The sequence below is a fragment of the Komagataeibacter saccharivorans genome, assembly GCF_004348195.1.
Classification (GTDB): Bacteria; Pseudomonadota; Alphaproteobacteria; order Acetobacterales; family Acetobacteraceae; genus Komagataeibacter; species Komagataeibacter saccharivorans.
In genome coordinates, this window is record NZ_CP036404.1 from 599,464 (window position 1) to 616,100 (window position 16,637).

Here is a 16,637-nt window from a genome sequence, read left to right on the forward strand (position 1 = left end):
AGGGAGCGGATGACTACATGAAGCTGACACCCCGAGAGAAAGACAGGCTGCTCGTTTCCATGGCGGCCATGGTGGCCCGGCGCAGGCTGGAACGCGGCGTGCGCCTGAACTACCCCGAAGCCGTGGCGCTGATTACCGACCATGTGGTGGAAGGCGCCCGCGATGGCCTGAGCGTGGCCGAACTCATGGCCAGCGGTGGCCATGTGCTGACGCGCGCGCAGGTCATGCCCGGCGTGGCGGAAATGATCCATGACGTGCAGGTTGAAGCCACTTTTCCTGATGGTACGAAACTGGTGACGGTACATGACCCGATACGCTGATCCCCTGTCCGAAGGGGCCATTCCGGGCGAAATCCTGCCTGCCGATGGTGATATCATCCTTAACGAAGGCCAGCCCCGCCGCGTGCTGCGCGTGACCAATACCGGCGACCGTCCCGTACAGGTGGGCAGTCACTATCACTTTGCCGAAGTCAATCCCGCCCTGCATTTTGAACGCGCGCAGGCGCTTGGCTGGCGACTGGATGTGCCATCCGGCGGCGCTGTACGCTTTGAACCGGGGCAGGAGCGAGACGTGACACTGGTGCCTCTGCGCGGGTTACGGCGCGCCATCGGCTTTCGCGGCGATGTCATGGGGAGCGTGGATAAATGACCCGGATTACGCGGCATGATTACGCGGGCCAGTTCGGTCCCACCACCGGCGACCGCGTACGGCTGGCGGATACGAACCTGCTGGTGGAGGTGGAGAAGGACTTCACCACCTATGGCGAGGAAGTCCGCTTTGGCGGCGGCAAGACTATCCGTGACGGCATGGGCCAGTCACAGGCCACCCGCGCGCAGGGGGCGGCGGATACCGTCATCACCAACGCGCTGATCATCGACCACTGGGGCATCGTCAAGGCGGATGTAGCGCTGTGCGACGGACGGATCGCAGGCATCGGCAAGGCGGGGAATCCCGATATCCAGCCCGGCGTTGACATCATCATCGGGCCGGGGACGGAAATCATCGCGGGGGAAGGCAAAATCCTGACGGCGGGCGGCATGGACAGCCACATCCATTTCATCTGCCCCCAGCAGATCGAGGAAGCGCTGGCATCGGGCATCACCACCATGCTTGGCGGCGGCACGGGACCGGCCACGGGCACGGCGGCCACCACCTGCACGCCGGGACCATGGCATCTGGCCCGCATGCTGCAGGCGGCGGATGCGTTTCCCGTCAATCTGGCCTTTGCCGGCAAGGGTAATGCCTCACGCCCCGAAGGGCTGGAGGAAATGGTCCGCGCCGGAGCGTGTTGCCTGAAACTGCATGAAGACTGGGGTTCGACGCCTGCGGCCATCGACTGCTGTCTGGGTGTGGCCGACCGGATGGACGTACAGGTCATGATCCATACCGACACGCTGAACGAAAGCGGCTTTGTGGAGGATACGATTGCAGCCTTTCAGGGCCGCACCATCCACGCCTTCCACACCGAAGGCGCGGGCGGCGGCCACGCGCCGGACATCATCCGCGTGGCCGCTCTGCCCAACGTGCTGCCGTCTTCCACCAATCCCACGCGGCCCTATACGCGCAATACGCTGGATGAGCACCTGGACATGCTCATGGTCTGCCACCACCTTGACCCCAGGGTGCCGGAGGATATTGCGTTTGCCGAAAGCCGCATCCGGCGCGAGACCATCGCGGCGGAGGACATTTTCCACGACATGGGCGTGCTGTCGATGATGTCATCCGACAGTCAGGCCATGGGCCGGGTAGGCGAAGTGCCGCTGCGTACGTGGCAGACCGCCCATAAGATGAAAAGCCAGCGCGGTGCGCTGCCCGGCGATGGCGCGGCGGACAACAACCGCGTCAAACGCTATATCGCCAAATACACCATCAACCCCGCCATCGCCCATGGCCTGTCGCATGAGGTCGGGTCCATCGCGGTGGGCAAACTGGCCGACCTTGTATTGTGGGAGCCTGCCTTCTTTGGCGTGAAGCCCGATCTTGTCATCAAGGGTGGGGCCATCGCCTATGCCATGATGGGCGACCCGAATGCCTCCATCCCCACGCCGCAGCCCGTACATGGCCGCATGATGTTTGGCGGCTATGGCGGCGCACTGACCCATACAAGCCTGACATTCGTGTCAAAAGCGGCCCTTGAGGATGATATCGGCCGGAAACTCGGCCTGCGTAAAAACCTTTCCGCCGTATCCGACACGCGTGGCGGCATTGGCAAGCGCAGCATGATCCATAACGACGCCATGCCGCATATCGAGGTCGATCCCGAAACGTATGAAGTACGGGCCGATGGCGTGCTGCTGACGTGTGAGCCTGCCGACATCCTACCCATGGCCCAGAGGTATTTCCTGTTCTGATGACCCGTGTTGCCGAAATCCTGCCAGCGGGAAGCTGGAATGAATCCGATGCGGCCGACATATTCGCTGCTGATTACGAAGGCCGCCATCGCCGCCGCATGATGCTGGCCCTGCGTTCAGGCGCAAAGGTGCTGCTGGAACTGGAACACGCCCGACTTCTGCACGATGGCGACGGCCTGCGGCTGGAAGATGGCCGTATCATACGGGTCGAAGCCATGGCCGAAGACCTGATGGAAGTCACGGCCCACGACCCGCTGCACCTGTTGCGGCTGGCATGGCATCTGGGCAACCGGCATCTGCCCGCGGCGATCGGGGGACAGCATATCCTTGTGCGCCATGACCATGTGATTGCCGATATGGTCCGGGGTCTTGGTGGTCACGTCCATAACGTGCGGGCGGCGTTCGACCCTGAAAGCGGGGCCTATGCCGGACGCGGGGCAGGCCATGTCCACGGGGAGGAGCACCACCATCATTCCCATGACTGAATACGAACCGGCCGGACTGGACTTCCTACGCCTGCTGTCATGGGTGTCACCCGCCTTTCCCACTGGTGGCTACGCCTATAGTCACGGGCTGGAATGGGCTGTTGAACAGGGCAATGTGCGGGATGTGGAGACACTCTGCGCATGGATAGGCTCCCTGTTGCGCCATGGCAGTCCCGGCAACGATCTGATTATCCTGCATGCCGCCTGGGCTGCAGGGAACGACGATGAACGCCTGCGCGATATTGCCGAATTCGCCTGTGCCTGCGCCACCTCGCGCGAACGGTATGAGGAAACGGTCTATCAGGGCGAGGCCTTCCTGCGCGCGGCAGGCGTATGGGGTGTCGTACCGCCCGAGGCCGCTCGGGCGGGGGTACGCTGGCCGCTTCCGGTGGCGCAGGGACTTGTCTTCCGCCGAGGCGGCGTTTCGCGGGAGCAAGCCGTGCTTTCTGGCGGTTATGCTGCCGTCGCAGCCCTTGTATCCGCTGCCGTAAGGCTGGTGCCGCTGGGACAGACGGACGGACTACGCGCGCTTTCCCGGCTGGAACCCGTAATGGCGGAAATGGCAGACCGCGCACAGGCGCAGACACTGGAAGATGTGGGCGGAGCCTGTTTTGGCTCCGACCTTGCGGCGATACATCATGAAACTCAGGAAACGAGGTTGTTCAGGACATGACAGAGGCAAAACACGGCCCGCTTCGGGTAGGCATCGGCGGTCCGGTTGGCACGGGCAAGACAGCACTGATGGATGCGCTGTGCCGCCGCTTTCGCAATGATTACAATATCGCCGCCATCACCAACGATATCTACACGCGTGAAGATGCGGAGTTCCTGACCCGCGCCGGTTCCCTGCCGCCCGAGCGGATCATGGGGATCGAGACCGGTGGCTGCCCCCACACCGCCATCCGGGAGGACGCCAGCATCAACCTTGCCGGTATTGCCGAACTGACAGATCGTTTTACCGGTCTGGACCTCGTACTGGTGGAAAGCGGAGGGGACAACCTTGCCGCCACCTTCAGCCCGGAACTGGCGGACCTGACCATTTACGTCATTGATGTTTCGGCGGGCGACAAGATCCCCCGCAAGGGTGGCCCCGGCATTACGCGCAGCGATCTACTGGTCATCAACAAGATCGACCTTGCACCGCATGTGGGGGCCGACCTTGGGGTGATGGACCGCGATAGCAGGCGCATGCGTGGCGAACGGCCCTTCGTATTCTCCAATATCCGCGCGGGCGAAGGAGTCGAAGCCATTGCACGTTTCATTATTGAACAGGGGGCGCTGTAAAATATTATTATAAAACTGTTCGTAAATCCGAACGCATAATATGTGTTCCAATCAGATGGTTCATTTCATCAAGACAAATTAAAAATGCATCGAGCCAGCGGCAATTATTGGGATGGGTCGGTAATCAGCGACCCCATAGAGGCATATAAATACACGCCTATGAATGAGATACTTTTTTCTGACGATCAACAGAAGTGGATGGAACCCTTTTTCCATTAATTCATAGGTCACCATTGCCTACAATATTGTTTCAAACGCAGTCTTTTATAAAAAACAGGAAAAGTTTTTGAATGCTGCCTTTTTCCAAAAAGACGCCTTCTTCAAAGATTTTTGAAAAAATCTTCCTTATTATTTCTGGGTATTTCCAGACAGGCTTTGCAAACAGTCTCTAAAATACTGACTTTCCATACCGGTTCAGCCATCAGGAGATAGGAAGTATCGTCCACGCGCGAAGACGTGTAAGGGCAGGGGACATTATTCCCTGCTACCGTCGCATCCTTCATAAGCAAGACGGACGTATCATGGCTGATAATACGCTTTTTTCCCTTACCGGCAGACGGGCGCTGGTCACCGGGGCTTCCCGTGGCATCGGGCTGACCCTGGCACGCGGGCTGGGCCTGTCGGGGGCAAAGATCGTGCTGAACGGTCGCAATCCTGAACCGCTTGAAACAGCCCGCGAGATGCTACAGCGCGAAGGGCTGGATGTCGTAACCGCCCCGTTTGATGTGACCGATCAGGAAGCCGTCATCGCCGGGGTTGAAAAAATAGAACATGAACACGGCCCGATTGATATTCTTATAAACAATGCGGGCATCCAGCGTCGCGCGCCGCTGGACCAGTTCAGCCGGACAGACTGGGATGCGCTGATTGCAACCAACCTGAACGCGGTTTTCTTTGTAGGACAGGCCGTGGCGCGGCACATGCTGCCCCGTGGACGGGGCAAGATCGTCAATATCTGCTCGGTACAGAGCGAACTGGCACGGCCCGGCATCGCGCCGTATACCGCAACCAAGGGCGCGGTCAAAAACCTGACCAAAGGCATGGCGACGGACTGGGCGCGCCATGGATTACAGATCAACGGGCTTGCGCCCGGTTATTTTAAAACAGAAATGAATGAAAAGCTGGTGGCGGATCAGGAATTTACCCAATGGCTGTGCAAACGCACGCCCGCCGGTCGCTGGGGAAATGTGGAGGAGCTTGTCGGCGCTGCGGTTTTTCTGTCATCGGATGCGTCCAGTTTTGTGAATGGCCACGTCCTTATGGTGGACGGTGGTATTACCGCGTCTTTGTAATTCTTGTGATGATATGGGCATATGCCCGCAGCAGGCGCTTGCGGGCATACGTTCCATACAATCCAGTCTCCCCCCGTATTCGTATCATTCGAAACGAACTTATTCCTTATACATCACCGGTTTATATAAACAAATAAAGCAATACTTTTCCATTAATATTTACAAAACAATGTCTCACACGTAAATTGTACCGCGTTATTCATGTAATATGTATTATTTATATTTGAAATAAGTATTTTATAAAATAGGAAACTTTTGGGTGTCGCCTTACGAAGCTTTTTGAAAAAAGCTTCACCAAAAACTTCTTTATGATTTCTGGATGTTTCCAGATAGTTTTTCAAACAGCTTCTTATAACCCACGCGATCAGACTCATACTGTAATGGATAACGATGGATTGCGGTCATATTTGCATGCTTCAGAAAAAGTCAACTGCAAGATACATGACCGAAGGATATGTAACAGGCAGACCAGCACACCTTCCTGAATACTTTTTATATTTACGTTTTAATTTAATTATAGAAATTAATATATTTAAATACATAGTTTCATACTACGGAACTGACAGGATTTTCCTCAAATATGCTTTATAGGCAATTGATAAGGGTCCACGTAACGCCGGGAAGTTATATAATATATGTCCTGATCTGTTCTGTATAATTCCAACAAAATTCCGTTGATGCTCTATACACGGTTCCGTGATTATATATATTTGCAATCTTTGCAATTACTGTTTTTGCTTTCACCACTTTAAACGGCAAAGCATCTTCCGTCCGTCAGCCGGATTTGCCACAGTCCGTAGCAACAAAAACAAACAAGAGCAGCACAAATAAAATGCCACAATCAGGCGCATGCCCCGCCACGCAACATCTTCGCCGCGTCCCGGCCAACACGCATGGTGATTTCAGGGCAGGGGCATCCCATACGGGGCGGACTAAATATCAGGCACGTTTTCGGCCGGGTGAGGGTATTATCCTCACCGTTTTTTACCGCGTAAAACGCCCGGATTCACCTCTTTCATGTACTGCTGCACCGCAAGTCATAAAGACCGGAGCGGCTGAACGATGGGAAACAGGCCCATGATGCGTAGAACCTTTGACAGCGTTTCCATTCTGTCCGCCCTTCATTCGCGGCAATACATTCCCCGGCAGGCAGGATACGTTGCCTCTTCCCACATTATCCCGGTATCGAAGCGCGGCCAGCGTATACAGAACATCTGCGCTTCATGCGTGGATTACCATCTGGGGGACCATGCGGACAGGAGTGCAGTAATCTGGCGCGGCGCAGGTAATACGCCGAACGGACGGATGTCATATCGGGAACTGCATGAACGGGTCTGTCGCCTGGCTAACACGTTGCAGGATCAGGGCGTGCAACGCGGCGACAGGGTTGCAATCCACCTGCCTCTGATTGCGGAAAGTATCGTGGCGGTACTGGCCTGCATGCGTATCGGCGCGGTGCATGTCGTGCTACCCACGCATCTGGATGCGCGGGCGCTGGCGGAGCGGCTTGGGGATTGCGGCGCGACCGCCATTCTGACAGGCGACCAGATACGGTGTGATACCGGACCTGTACCGCTGAAGGTCACGCTGGACACGGCATTGGATATGGAAGTTGGCCATAGCCGCATAAACACGGTGCTGGTCGTCACGATCAATAAGACGACAGTACCAATGCAGTCCGGTCGCGATCATCGCTACGATGCCGTGGTAGACTGGTACGAACCCGACTACGCGCCCGTAGCCATGTATGAGAATGACCCGCTGTTCATGCTCTATCCAAATGATCGTCCGGGCGGGTTCGGTACTGTAAAATACACAGCCGGGGAGTACAGCCGTCTGGCCGACTATACAATGGACATGCTGGCATCCGACAGGAATGGGGGCGTCCTTCCGGGTATGCTCGACATGGCCTGGAATACCGGACAGACAGCCCTTGTTGCCGGTGTACTGGCAAAAGGGGGCACGCTCACCCTTTCCGTAGGGCTGCCGGCTTCATAGCAGCAGGGGCACCGACAACACGGACCGCAGGGGACAGTCCTGCAATATTTCTTCACGATTTTGTTTTCAGTGGAAGAAAACCGGTCGGTCAGGGTGACGTTTTCAGTAAGCCGTCATCACTCGCCGGACATGAACAAATAAATAATAAATAAAAATTCAACGTTCAGTTGCTTTGTGCAACTGACACCAAAGACACGCCCCCAATGGGGAAAGCGTGCCCATGTGGGGAGGGTCATAAATTGTCCCTGACTATTCAATGAGCAAACATATTGGCTGGGCCCTGATTGGTGCAAGTAATGTAGCCAGACAGTGGATTATCGATGCCATTCAGGTACAGGCTAACAGCAGCATCCTCGACGTACTGAGTTCAAGCGATGAACGCGGTGCGAAGTTTGCGGCTGAAAACGGTATTCCGGCCCATACCACGGATATAAACGCCATTCTGACGGATGACAGGGTGAATGCTGTCTACATCAGTACAGCCAACCAGTTCCACTGCGAGCAGACACTGGCGGCAGCCCGTGCCGGTAAGAATGTACTGTGCGAAAAACCGGTTGCACTGACGGTCGCGGATGCCCGCAGGATGATCGCCGCCTGCCGGGACGCGCGCGTGATACTGGGGGTAAACCATCACCTGCGCTGCAACGCCATGCACCAGAAACTGCGGCGGATTCTGGCGGAAGGAACCATCGGCAGGCTTAATGCCGTACGGGTGTTTCATGCCAATTTCCTGCCTCAGGCCCTGCATGGCTGGCGGGTTAACGACCCCGATGGGGGCGGGCTGATACTCGACAGCACCATCCATGACATTGATACGCTGCGTTTCCTGATCGGAAGCAATCCCACGCATGTCATGGCGATGACCCAGAGCGGACGCCTTGCCCATGACGGGGTGGAGGACGGCATCATGGTCATCATGCGCTTCCCCGGCGATGTGCTGGTCCAGATCCACGGGGCCTATACCGTCCCGTTTTCCGAAGGGGGCGTGGAATTCTACGGCAGCGATGGCGTACTTGTCGGGCGGGACTGCATGAGCCAGCGGGCCGCGGGCCGACTGTTCATGCGCAACGCCGATGGCGAGAAAGAAATACCGGTTGAGCACCATAATCTTTACCACTACGCGCTCGCCGCCTTCAGCAATGCGGTGCGCGGCACGGGACAACCCGCCGCTACTGGCGAAGACGGTCTTGCTGCCCTGGCCATAGCGCTGGCCATTCGTGAATCGGCCCGTACCGGCCGTCAGATCGAAGTGGAAATCCCATGAGACACGCAGCTTTCGGGGCCATCGGTGCCGATGGCCGGATAATGGCCGGGGCGAGCACGGCCCGGGTCACCCTGACCGTAAGTGAACTGCGGCGCGCGGCGTGGACCTGCTCGCTGGGCAGTGCGCTGGAATATTATGATTTTGCCCTCTACAGCCTTGCTTCCGCACTGATTTTCGGACCGCTGTTCTTTCCGTCGGCAACGCCCGTTACCAGCCTCATCGCCAGTTTTGCCACCTATTTCGTGGGCTTTGCCGTGCGTCCCGTTGGGGGCATCATTTTCGGCAGGCTGGGCGATCATATCGGCCGCAAGAAGGTCCTGCTGATGACCGTAACCCTTATGGGGCTTGCCAGTACGGGCATCGGGCTGATCCCCACCTATCAGACGATAGGGATATGGGCACCTGTCCTGCTGGTTACGGCACGGATGCTGCAGGGCCTTGGGGCCGGGGCTGAACAGGCCGGGGCCGCCGTCATGATGACGGAATACGCCCCTCTGGGCCAGCGCGGGTTCTATGCCTCGCTGCCATTCCTCGGTATCCAGATTGGCACCATCATTGCGGCGCTGGTCTATTGTGCGCTTCTGTTCGGGGTGACGGATATCACGCATTCATGGATATGGCGCCTGCCATTTCTGGTCAGTGCCGTCATTCTTGTGGTTGCACTCTATATGCGGCTCAAGCTCAAGGAATCTCCCACTTTCGAGACGATCCAGCGCAAGGTGGTGGAAGAACGTGAGTCCCTGACTACCCTCATCCGCGGTTCCTGGCGCACGATCCTTGCGGGGATAGGCGTAAGAATGGCTGAAAACGGCGGATCGTCCATCTATCAGGTGCTGGCGATCAGCTATCTTGTCAATACGATGGGCCTGCCCGGACTGTGGGGCACCACATCGCTGATAACGGCTGCCGTTATTGGTGGATTTACCGTACCCATCGCAGGCAGGCTGAGTGACCGGTTCGGACGCATAAAGGTGTACCGGACCTGTGCCATCCTGCAGGCCGTAACGGCGCTGCCGGTATGGTATGCCTTCAGCACGGGCCGCCCCTTTGCCGCAGTTATCGCGCTGTCCATCGCGCTGGGGGTGACCACATGGGGCATGTTCGGCACGCAGGCCGCCATGTTGCCAGAAATGTTTGGCGCGCGGCATCGCTACATGGCCGTGTCGCTTTCACGCGAAGTTTCGGCCGTTATTGCCGGTGGCCTGACCCCGCTGGTCGGTTCGTGCATCATAAGGTGGGTTGCAACCTTTTCCCCGTCCGCAGCGCATCCCGGTCAGATGTCATGGCTGCCCATTGCGGCCTATGTCATTTTTCTTGCGCTTATCACCATCGGGACGACTTTCTTCATTCCGGAATGTCGTAACCGCGATCTCGTTGAACAACACGACATTATCTAGTCATTTTTATTTCATTACAGGAAATGCTGAATATGCAGACCGTAATCTCGTCTGATGTCGCACACATGCTGCTGTCGGTGCGGAATGGGAAAACCGCGCCGCCCGCGCATGTGCCCGACAGCCAGATCCCGCTTTCGATTGAAGACGCCTACACCATACAGGATGAAGTCGCGCGCCATCTGGGACCGATAGCGGGCTGGAAGGTTGGATCGGAAACCCCGGCTTCGGAACCGTTCTGCGCACCCATCCATACATCAACCATTTTTACCGATGGCGCGACGGTGCCTGCCGAACTCTGCCGTCATCTTGGTGTGGAAGCGGAAATCGCATACCGCTTTGCCCATGACCTGCCGCCGCGCACACGGGAATGGACCCGTGACGAGGTGCTTGACGCCATTGGCACGATCCATCCGGCGATCGAAATTCTGGATACGCGTTTCGCACAGCCGGGGTCGCAGCATAAACTGCTCCATACCGCTGACCAGCAGAGCCATGGCGCCCTGATTGTAGGGCCAGGAGTAGCGGACTGGCGCCGGTTTACGCCCGTGCAGGAACCGGTTGTGCTGACCATCAACAACCGCATCGTAGCTGAACATACGGGCGGCAATTCCGCTGGTGATCCACTGCGCCTGCTGGTCTGGCTGGCCAATCACGCATCCCGGCGAAAAATCGGCATCGCCGCTGGTGATATCGTCACGACCGGCTCCACAACCGGAACCATTTTTGTCGAGCATGACGCTGACATTACAGCCTGCTTTCCCGCCATTGGCAGCGTACACGCCCATCTTGCCTGAACAGGAAATCTGAGATGACGAAACCTGAAATCCTGCTGATCGAACCCATGATGCCGGAAATCGAAAAGCAGCTTGATGCCGCCTATACGGTCCATCGCTTTACTTCGCTCGCACAGTTGAAAGACATCGCGGGCCGCATTCGCGGCATTGCTACCGGCGGAGCGACCGGCGTGCCGCAAGCCGTCATGGACAGCCTGCCAGCCCTTGAAATCATTGCCATAAACGGGATTGGCACCGATGCCGTGAACCTGAAGGAAGCAAGACAGCGCAATATCCATGTCACAACAACACCCGGTGTCCTGACCGATGATGTCGCGGATATGGCGATCGGACTGATCGTATCGCTGCTGCGCGGCCTGCCTGCCGGTGATCGATACGTACGCGATGGGGAGTGGGGCCATAAAGCCGCCCCGCCACTAGGCCGTAAGGTAACAGGAAAAAAGCTGGGTATTGTTGGCATGGGGCAGGTGGGGCGCGCGATTGCGCACCGTGCCCGGTCTTTTGCAATGCCTGTGTCCTATACCGACCTGCGGGATCTGGAACTGAAGGATTATGCTTTTGTGTCCGACCTGAAAACGCTGGCGCGCAGCAGCGAAATTCTGGTTATCGCGGCATCCGGCGGGGCGGGATCACGGCATCTGGTCAACAGGGAGGTGCTGGACGCGCTGGGACCGGACGGTTTCCTGATCAATGTCGCCCGTGGTTCGGTGGTGGATGAACAGGCCCTTGCGCAGGCCCTTGATGCGGGCACGCTGGGTGGCGCGGGACTGGATGTCTTTGAGCATGAACCGGAGGTACCCGAAGCACTGCGCCATTCGTCGCGCGTCGTGCTGCAACCGCATCGTGCGAGTGCTACGGTCGAAACACGGCTGGCCATGGGTAATCTGGTTGTAAAAAATCTTGCCGCGCATTTTGCGGATGAATCGTTACTTACCGCCGTTATCTGAGCGGACATACGGCCTGTCCGGATACGCCCCCCGGTCGGGCGTATCCGGCATGGCGGCATGGATGATGGTGATGCCGCCGACCGCGTACCATTTATGGTCTCAACCATTCTTCTGTAACGGAAGAAATTCTTAAAATAATAAATATAATGAGAATTAAATCGGATCAGCATGAATGCGTACGTTATTTACGGTAATTGCAGCATTCTATAGCCAGAAACCGCTTTTAAGAATAACAGCCCATATACCTGTCGTCGCGGTGATGATGCTGTGCGGTCATGCAATGGGCCAGACCTTTCAGGACAACTCGAACAGCGACGCCCGCCTGCGGGTGGCCACACCGCTTATGGCCCACCCGTCCAACGCGCCTGTCGTACCCCCCTTTTCCCGGCCCGAAGCCGTGTTCGCGGACCCATTTGGCATGACCACATGGCTCCGTACACGCGGCATTGCGCTGACGATGGACAATACCAACGAATACACGGCTGCCATTTCCCGACCGACCCCCGGTCATCCCGGTTACAGGCAGGGGTCAAGTAACGCAGGGCAGGTCAATACGGCCCTTCATATAAACTGGGAAAAAATTATTGGCCTGAAGGGTTTCGCCACCCATACCCTCTTTACCAGCCGTTACGGCACGACTGCCAACCGCATGATGGGGGACTGGATGGCCCATTCATCGGAAATATATGGCGGGGGAGGCAATGTCGTCGTCCATCTCGTCACTGCTTATGGTGAAGAAACATTACTTGGTGGTCGCGTAAGTATTGCTGGCGGACGACTGACGGAAATGAGCGAATTCAGTGCCAGTTCGCTTTTCTGCAATTTCCAGAATAACAGTTTCTGCGGCCGGCCCAAGGCTGCCATCGATAATCAGTATATCACTTCCTATCCTGCAGGAGAGTGGGGTTTTCGTGTCCGTGGTCGCCCGTCCCGCTACACCTACATACAGGCAGGCGTCTATTTTGCCGAACGCGGTATTTATGCAAACAGCCAGCACAGGACCGGTTTCCACTTCAATTCATCAAATATCGTAGGTCAGCTTGCGCCGATCGAATTCGGCTGGGAACCCATGCTTGGCCGCCAGCATAAGCTGCCGGGGCATTACAAGATCGGTGGACAACTGATTTCAGCCCCCAACCCTGACAATTATTATGACGTGAATGGGCAGGCTTTTGCACTAACGGGCAAAACGGCGGCCAATCATCAGCAGACATGGAGTACGTGGTTTGAAATAGACCAGAAACTTCTGCGGCACTCCTATTCCAATGCCGAAGACGGCCTGACCATAATGAGCGGGGTTATCTATAATGATCCGCGTACATCACTGCGTAATTATGAGACTTACGCAGCTATGGTTGACCGTGGTTTTATTAAAAGCAGACCCTATGATTCCTTTGGCGTGGCCATGACCTACGTCAAGATTGCGCCCGGCGTCTCATATACGGATGCACTGGACCTGAGCATGGTTCCGGCAAAAACCGCGCCGAACCACGCAACAGGCATTCAGGGCCATGAAACCATCTTTGAAACGAATTATCAGATCCACGTCATGCGTGGTGTAGTAGTGGCCCCCGATTTTCAGATCTATTTCCATCCCAATGCACAGAGAAACCTGAAAAACGTGGAATTCATAGGTTTCAAGTCACAGATCCAGATCTTCTGACGGATAGATGTCCTGCTCATGAAGGACAGGCATCGTATAGACGTAACACAGGTTAAGGATAACCCCATGTTACGCAGCGATGCCTGTCGGTGACGGTAAGGAAAGGCCGCGATTGCCGTATTATTCGACGGGTGCGTAACTGCCATCCTCGCGATGGACTTCATTGCCCGCAAGCGGGGGCGTAAAAACACAGACCAGCAGAAGATCGCTTCCTGTCGCGCGCAGGATATGCGGATCGTTCCTGTTCAGTGCGTAAATGGTACCGGGGCGGATTGGAAAGACTTCACCGGTCTGCGTATCTTCGACCTCACCTTCACCAGAAATGCAATAATTGGTCTCAAAATGGTTCTTGTAATGCAGATGCAGTTCCGCGCCCTTCTTGACGCGCGTTTCATGCACGGAATGACCCATGCCATCATCGCGCACGATCATGCGGCGGCTTTCCCATCCCGGTCCCGAAGCATCCCGTGCCGTACCCGCAATTTCGTTGGATGTAACAACAATCATGATCTTTCCCTTATGGTGATTTCACACGGGCTGCTGAAGGTTACTGACCAGTGGTTCCATTACACTGGCCATGGCGAGGAGGGCATCATCGCCACCCCGTATTCCCGTCAGCATCAGGCCGACGGGAAGTTTGCCAACCGGCAGGGAAATGCCGGGCAGATCCAGACGGTTGGCGAATTCGGTTAATGAAAATGCGCGCCGGTTAAGCCGCAGATAGGTTGCCTCATCCCGCAGTTCCGCCACAGCCGGTGGCAGGATCGGAACGGTGGGCAACAGGAAGCCGTCATATCCGGTTATCTCGCGGTCGAACCTGTCGCGGCAGGCAGACAGGGCCCGCAGGGCATCCACATAGCGATAGGCAGGATTTTCCCGCCCGGCCAGCAGGCGTTTACCGACTACGGGATCGTATCCGTCAAAATCCGTCGCCAGACGATGGCGGTGCAATGCGTATGCTTCCGCCCCGATGATCCCGCCCTCCGCTGCAATACGGGCACTGTCCATAAGGCTGTCCAGAGGGATTTCGTGAATGGTTATACCCGCCGCCGTGAGGACATCCCGACAGGTCCTGAACAGGGCATGCACATCTTCATCCAGCCCCATATCGGATAGTGTGCCGGGAACAGCCAGACGGATAGCAAGGGGAGGGGAAGGGACATCCGCCCCACAACCGGTAATGCCACGATCCACCTGCCGGCACAGCCCCACAGTGGGACAGATAAGACCCGGCACGTCAAAACTGGTGGAAAGCCAGTGCATGCCCTGCGTGTCGTAACGCGCGCGGCTGGGCTTGAACCCGACCACACCACAAAACGCAGCGGGAATACGGGCTGAACCACTGGTATCGGAACAGACGGCCACATCGCCGTATCCGCGCGCAACCGCGACTGCGGCTCCTGAACTTGATCCCCCGGCAATCCGTGTCCCGGTTGGGTCAAGCGGCGTGCGGGGCGTGCCGAAACGGGTATTGACCCCCAGCGCGCCATAAGCGAACTCGGTCATATTGGTCTGCGCCAGCAGGGTCGCGCCAGCCGTACGCAGCTTATGGACGAGTGCCGCACTCCGCATGGCCGGTTTCGCGTGCTGCAAGACCTGCGATCCGCAGCTACTGACCCAGCCTGCGGTATCGAAACAGGCCTTGACCGTCATGGTCAGGCCAGCAAGCGGGGGAAGTTCCCGACTGGTCCGGGACAACGCCTGCCAGTGCCCAAGTTCCGCGCGCGCCGCTTCAAACCGTTCATTGAGGAAAATGGCCTGATCCGTCCAGTCACGGGCGGTATAGTCAGCCAACGCCCGATCAAGCCGTGCAGGCCCGTTTGCGGATATATGCGGTTCCGCATGGTCCTGCTGTGTATGCAACGGCGAGACGTCGGTATTCATTTTTCCACCCCGGCGTGAATGGTCAGTATTGTAATGCGTTACATTTGTGCGTTCTTGCCGCCTGTTCCTGAAACCATGGGACCATGCGCCGTATTGCTTCTTCAATCAAAGCTGTATTCACCGCAAAACTGAAGCGTATGAAGAACTTCCCATCGACGGGATCAAAATCGATACCGGGTGCCGTGGTGACACCTGTATCCATCAACAGGCGCCTGCAGAATGCCATGCTGTCATCCGTCAGATGCCGGATGTCGGCATAGATATAGAATGCGCCATCCGGTGGGGCGATATGATTCAAACCCATCTGTGGCAAAGCCTGTAGCAGCAGGTCACGGTTACGGCGATAGGTTTCAATATGGCCGTCCAGTTCGTCCCTGCCATCGAATGCGACAAGGGCCGCGTGCTGGCTGAGGGCCGCAGGCGGCAGGAACAGGTTTCCCATCCGCGCGTGGGCAATCTCCGCTTTTTCCGGCGGTACGACAAGCCATCCCAACCGCCACGGCGCCATGCTGAAGTATTTGGAAAAGCTGTTTACCACCAGCGCATGGGGATCATATTCTAGGATACTATGCGCGCGCTCGCCAAAGCTGAGGCCGTGATAGATCTCATCCGATATGATGCAGATCCCGCGTTCCCTGCACACTGCGACAATGGCCTGCATTTCGTCGGCTGACAGTATGGTGCCGGTCGGATTGGCGGGGCTGGCCAGGATCAGCCCGTCGGGGGCAGGCTCCAGCGCCCTGATGGCGCTGGCGGTCAACTGAAAGCGCTCTTTCTCCCCACATGGAATTTCAACCGGCTCCATGTGTAATGTCCTGACCACATTGCGGTAGGCGACATAACCCGGACGCGCCATGGCCACACGGGCACCGGGCACAAAACTGGCCAGCAGGGCAAGCACCAGTGCCGGTGACGCGCCGCATGTAAGGATAACCTGCGCAGGCTGGACCGAAACATCGTAGGTTTCGTGATAGTGCCGGGCGATCCTGTCCCTTAGGGCCTGACTTTCCCAGTAGCCCATGGGATCGGTGGCCAGCACATGCTGCGCGCGCTCAAGCGCCGCCTTCGGCGCGCCGGTGGAAGGCTGGCCGAACTCCATATGGATGATACTGCGCCCTTGCGCCGCCAGTTCATGTGCCAGCTTACTGATGGACAGGGCATGAAACGGATCAATCGGGGGCACAGTCATCACGACCTCAGGCTAGGGAAAGCGGCTTTATCATCCCTGCCATACAACACCGTATCGGGCGGGATGAAAAGCCACCCGCCCAACCGGCT

At 57.1% G+C, this 16,637-nt stretch carries 16 protein-coding genes; 13 read left to right on the forward strand and 3 right to left on the reverse strand.

What is annotated here, in order from left to right; genetic code table 11:
• Positions 1-17 precede the first annotated feature (17 nt).
• The 13 genes from KSAC_RS02595 (at position 18) to KSAC_RS02655 (ending at position 13,475) form a co-directional block, all read left to right on the forward strand.
• The gene (locus KSAC_RS02595) at positions 18-320 is read left to right on the forward strand and encodes an urease subunit gamma (protein ID WP_110547596.1); all 303 of its coding nucleotides are present in this window, start codon (positions 18-20) and stop codon (positions 318-320) included.
• Positions 304-648, forward strand: a complete 345-nt coding sequence (locus KSAC_RS02600; protein WP_110547555.1) for an urease subunit beta — start codon at positions 304-306, stop codon at positions 646-648. Before KSAC_RS02595 ends, KSAC_RS02600 begins: the two co-directional genes overlap by 17 nt.
• Positions 645-2,351 carry an urease subunit alpha gene (ureC, locus tag KSAC_RS02605; RefSeq protein ID WP_132304031.1) on the forward strand — a complete coding sequence of 569 codons (1,707 nt, stop codon included), beginning with the start codon at positions 645-647 and terminating at the stop codon, positions 2,349-2,351. Before KSAC_RS02600 ends, ureC begins: the two co-directional genes overlap by 4 nt.
• Positions 2,351-2,836, forward strand: coding sequence for an urease accessory protein UreE (locus tag KSAC_RS02610; RefSeq protein WP_132304033.1), 486 nt, complete (start codon positions 2,351-2,353; stop codon positions 2,834-2,836). Before ureC ends, KSAC_RS02610 begins: the two co-directional genes overlap by 1 nt.
• Entirely contained in the window at positions 2,796-3,509 is a 714-nt protein-coding gene (locus tag KSAC_RS02615; RefSeq protein WP_132304035.1) for an urease accessory protein UreF, read from the forward strand. The genes KSAC_RS02610 and KSAC_RS02615 overlap by 41 nt, the downstream gene beginning before the upstream one ends.
• Positions 3,506-4,120: an urease accessory protein UreG gene (ureG, locus tag KSAC_RS02620; RefSeq protein WP_102323681.1), complete on the forward strand. Its 615-nt coding sequence runs from the start codon at positions 3,506-3,508 to the stop codon at positions 4,118-4,120. Before KSAC_RS02615 ends, ureG begins: the two co-directional genes overlap by 4 nt.
• A 521-nt stretch (positions 4,121-4,641) precedes the next feature.
• On the forward strand, positions 4,642-5,412 hold the full coding sequence (locus KSAC_RS02625) for an SDR family oxidoreductase (RefSeq protein ID WP_132304037.1): 771 nt from the start codon (positions 4,642-4,644) through the stop codon (positions 5,410-5,412).
• A gap of 1,080 nt (positions 5,413-6,492) precedes the next feature.
• The gene (locus tag KSAC_RS02630) at positions 6,493-7,410 is read left to right on the forward strand and encodes an AMP-binding protein (RefSeq protein WP_279433733.1); all 918 of its coding nucleotides are present in this window, start codon (positions 6,493-6,495) and stop codon (positions 7,408-7,410) included.
• A 256-nt stretch (positions 7,411-7,666) separates the two neighbouring features.
• A complete protein-coding gene (locus tag KSAC_RS02635) occupies positions 7,667-8,674 on the forward strand; it encodes a Gfo/Idh/MocA family protein (RefSeq protein WP_132304041.1) in 1,008 nt (335 codons plus the stop codon).
• Positions 8,671-10,071, forward strand: coding sequence for an MFS transporter (locus tag KSAC_RS02640; RefSeq protein ID WP_132304043.1), 1,401 nt, complete (start codon positions 8,671-8,673; stop codon positions 10,069-10,071). The genes KSAC_RS02635 and KSAC_RS02640 overlap by 4 nt, the downstream gene beginning before the upstream one ends.
• Positions 10,072-10,103: 32 nt before the next feature.
• Positions 10,104-10,865 carry a 2-keto-4-pentenoate hydratase gene (locus tag KSAC_RS02645; RefSeq protein WP_132304045.1) on the forward strand — a complete coding sequence of 254 codons (762 nt, stop codon included), beginning with the start codon at positions 10,104-10,106 and terminating at the stop codon, positions 10,863-10,865.
• A gap of 14 nt (positions 10,866-10,879) precedes the next feature.
• The gene (locus KSAC_RS02650) at positions 10,880-11,812 is read left to right on the forward strand and encodes a 2-hydroxyacid dehydrogenase (RefSeq protein ID WP_132304047.1); all 933 of its coding nucleotides are present in this window, start codon (positions 10,880-10,882) and stop codon (positions 11,810-11,812) included.
• A 280-nt stretch (positions 11,813-12,092) separates the two neighbouring features.
• Positions 12,093-13,475, forward strand: a complete 1,383-nt coding sequence (locus KSAC_RS02655) for a carbohydrate porin (protein WP_243705276.1) — start codon at positions 12,093-12,095, stop codon at positions 13,473-13,475.
• 120 nt (positions 13,476-13,595) lie between these two features.
• Here KSAC_RS02655 and KSAC_RS02660 read toward each other — a convergent pair whose 3' ends face one another.
• Genes KSAC_RS02660 through KSAC_RS02670 form a run of 3 tightly spaced genes read right to left on the reverse strand, consistent with a single transcriptional unit; the run spans position 13,596 to position 16,548 of the window.
• The gene (locus KSAC_RS02660) at positions 13,596-13,982 is read right to left on the reverse strand and encodes an ectoine synthase (RefSeq protein WP_102323675.1); all 387 of its coding nucleotides are present in this window, start codon (positions 13,980-13,982) and stop codon (positions 13,596-13,598) included.
• A gap of 21 nt (positions 13,983-14,003) precedes the next feature.
• Positions 14,004-15,359, reverse strand: coding sequence for an amidase (locus tag KSAC_RS02665; protein WP_132304049.1), 1,356 nt, complete (start codon positions 15,357-15,359; stop codon positions 14,004-14,006).
• Positions 15,360-15,381: 22 nt separating this feature from the next.
• Positions 15,382-16,548, reverse strand: coding sequence for a pyridoxal phosphate-dependent aminotransferase (locus KSAC_RS02670; protein WP_132304051.1), 1,167 nt, complete (start codon positions 16,546-16,548; stop codon positions 15,382-15,384).
• Positions 16,549-16,637 lie beyond the last annotated feature (89 nt).

Coding starts and splice junctions, on each gene's coding strand:
- KSAC_RS02595 (WP_110547596.1), top strand. CDS start 18: ATGAAGCTGACACCCCGAGAGAAAGACAGGCTGCTCGTTTCCATGGCG.
- KSAC_RS02660 (WP_102323675.1), bottom strand. CDS start 13,982: ATGATTGTTGTTACATCCAACGAAATTGCGGGTACGGCACGGGATGCT.
- KSAC_RS02635 (WP_132304041.1), top strand. CDS start 7,667: ATGAGCAAACATATTGGCTGGGCCCTGATTGGTGCAAGTAATGTAGCC.
- KSAC_RS02645 (WP_132304045.1), top strand. CDS start 10,104: ATGCAGACCGTAATCTCGTCTGATGTCGCACACATGCTGCTGTCGGTG.
- KSAC_RS02655 (WP_243705276.1), top strand. CDS start 12,093: ATGGGCCAGACCTTTCAGGACAACTCGAACAGCGACGCCCGCCTGCGG.
- ureC (WP_132304031.1), top strand. CDS start 645: ATGACCCGGATTACGCGGCATGATTACGCGGGCCAGTTCGGTCCCACC.
- KSAC_RS02665 (WP_132304049.1), bottom strand. CDS start 15,359: ATGAATACCGACGTCTCGCCGTTGCATACACAGCAGGACCATGCGGAA.
- KSAC_RS02670 (WP_132304051.1), bottom strand. CDS start 16,548: ATGACTGTGCCCCCGATTGATCCGTTTCATGCCCTGTCCATCAGTAAG.
- KSAC_RS02625 (WP_132304037.1), top strand. CDS start 4,642: ATGGCTGATAATACGCTTTTTTCCCTTACCGGCAGACGGGCGCTGGTC.
- ureG (WP_102323681.1), top strand. CDS start 3,506: ATGACAGAGGCAAAACACGGCCCGCTTCGGGTAGGCATCGGCGGTCCG.
- KSAC_RS02630 (WP_279433733.1), top strand. CDS start 6,493: ATGCGTAGAACCTTTGACAGCGTTTCCATTCTGTCCGCCCTTCATTCG.
- KSAC_RS02615 (WP_132304035.1), top strand. CDS start 2,796: ATGTCCACGGGGAGGAGCACCACCATCATTCCCATGACTGAATACGAA.
- KSAC_RS02600 (WP_110547555.1), top strand. CDS start 304: ATGACCCGATACGCTGATCCCCTGTCCGAAGGGGCCATTCCGGGCGAA.
- KSAC_RS02650 (WP_132304047.1), top strand. CDS start 10,880: ATGACGAAACCTGAAATCCTGCTGATCGAACCCATGATGCCGGAAATC.
- KSAC_RS02640 (WP_132304043.1), top strand. CDS start 8,671: ATGAGACACGCAGCTTTCGGGGCCATCGGTGCCGATGGCCGGATAATG.
- KSAC_RS02610 (WP_132304033.1), top strand. CDS start 2,351: ATGACCCGTGTTGCCGAAATCCTGCCAGCGGGAAGCTGGAATGAATCC.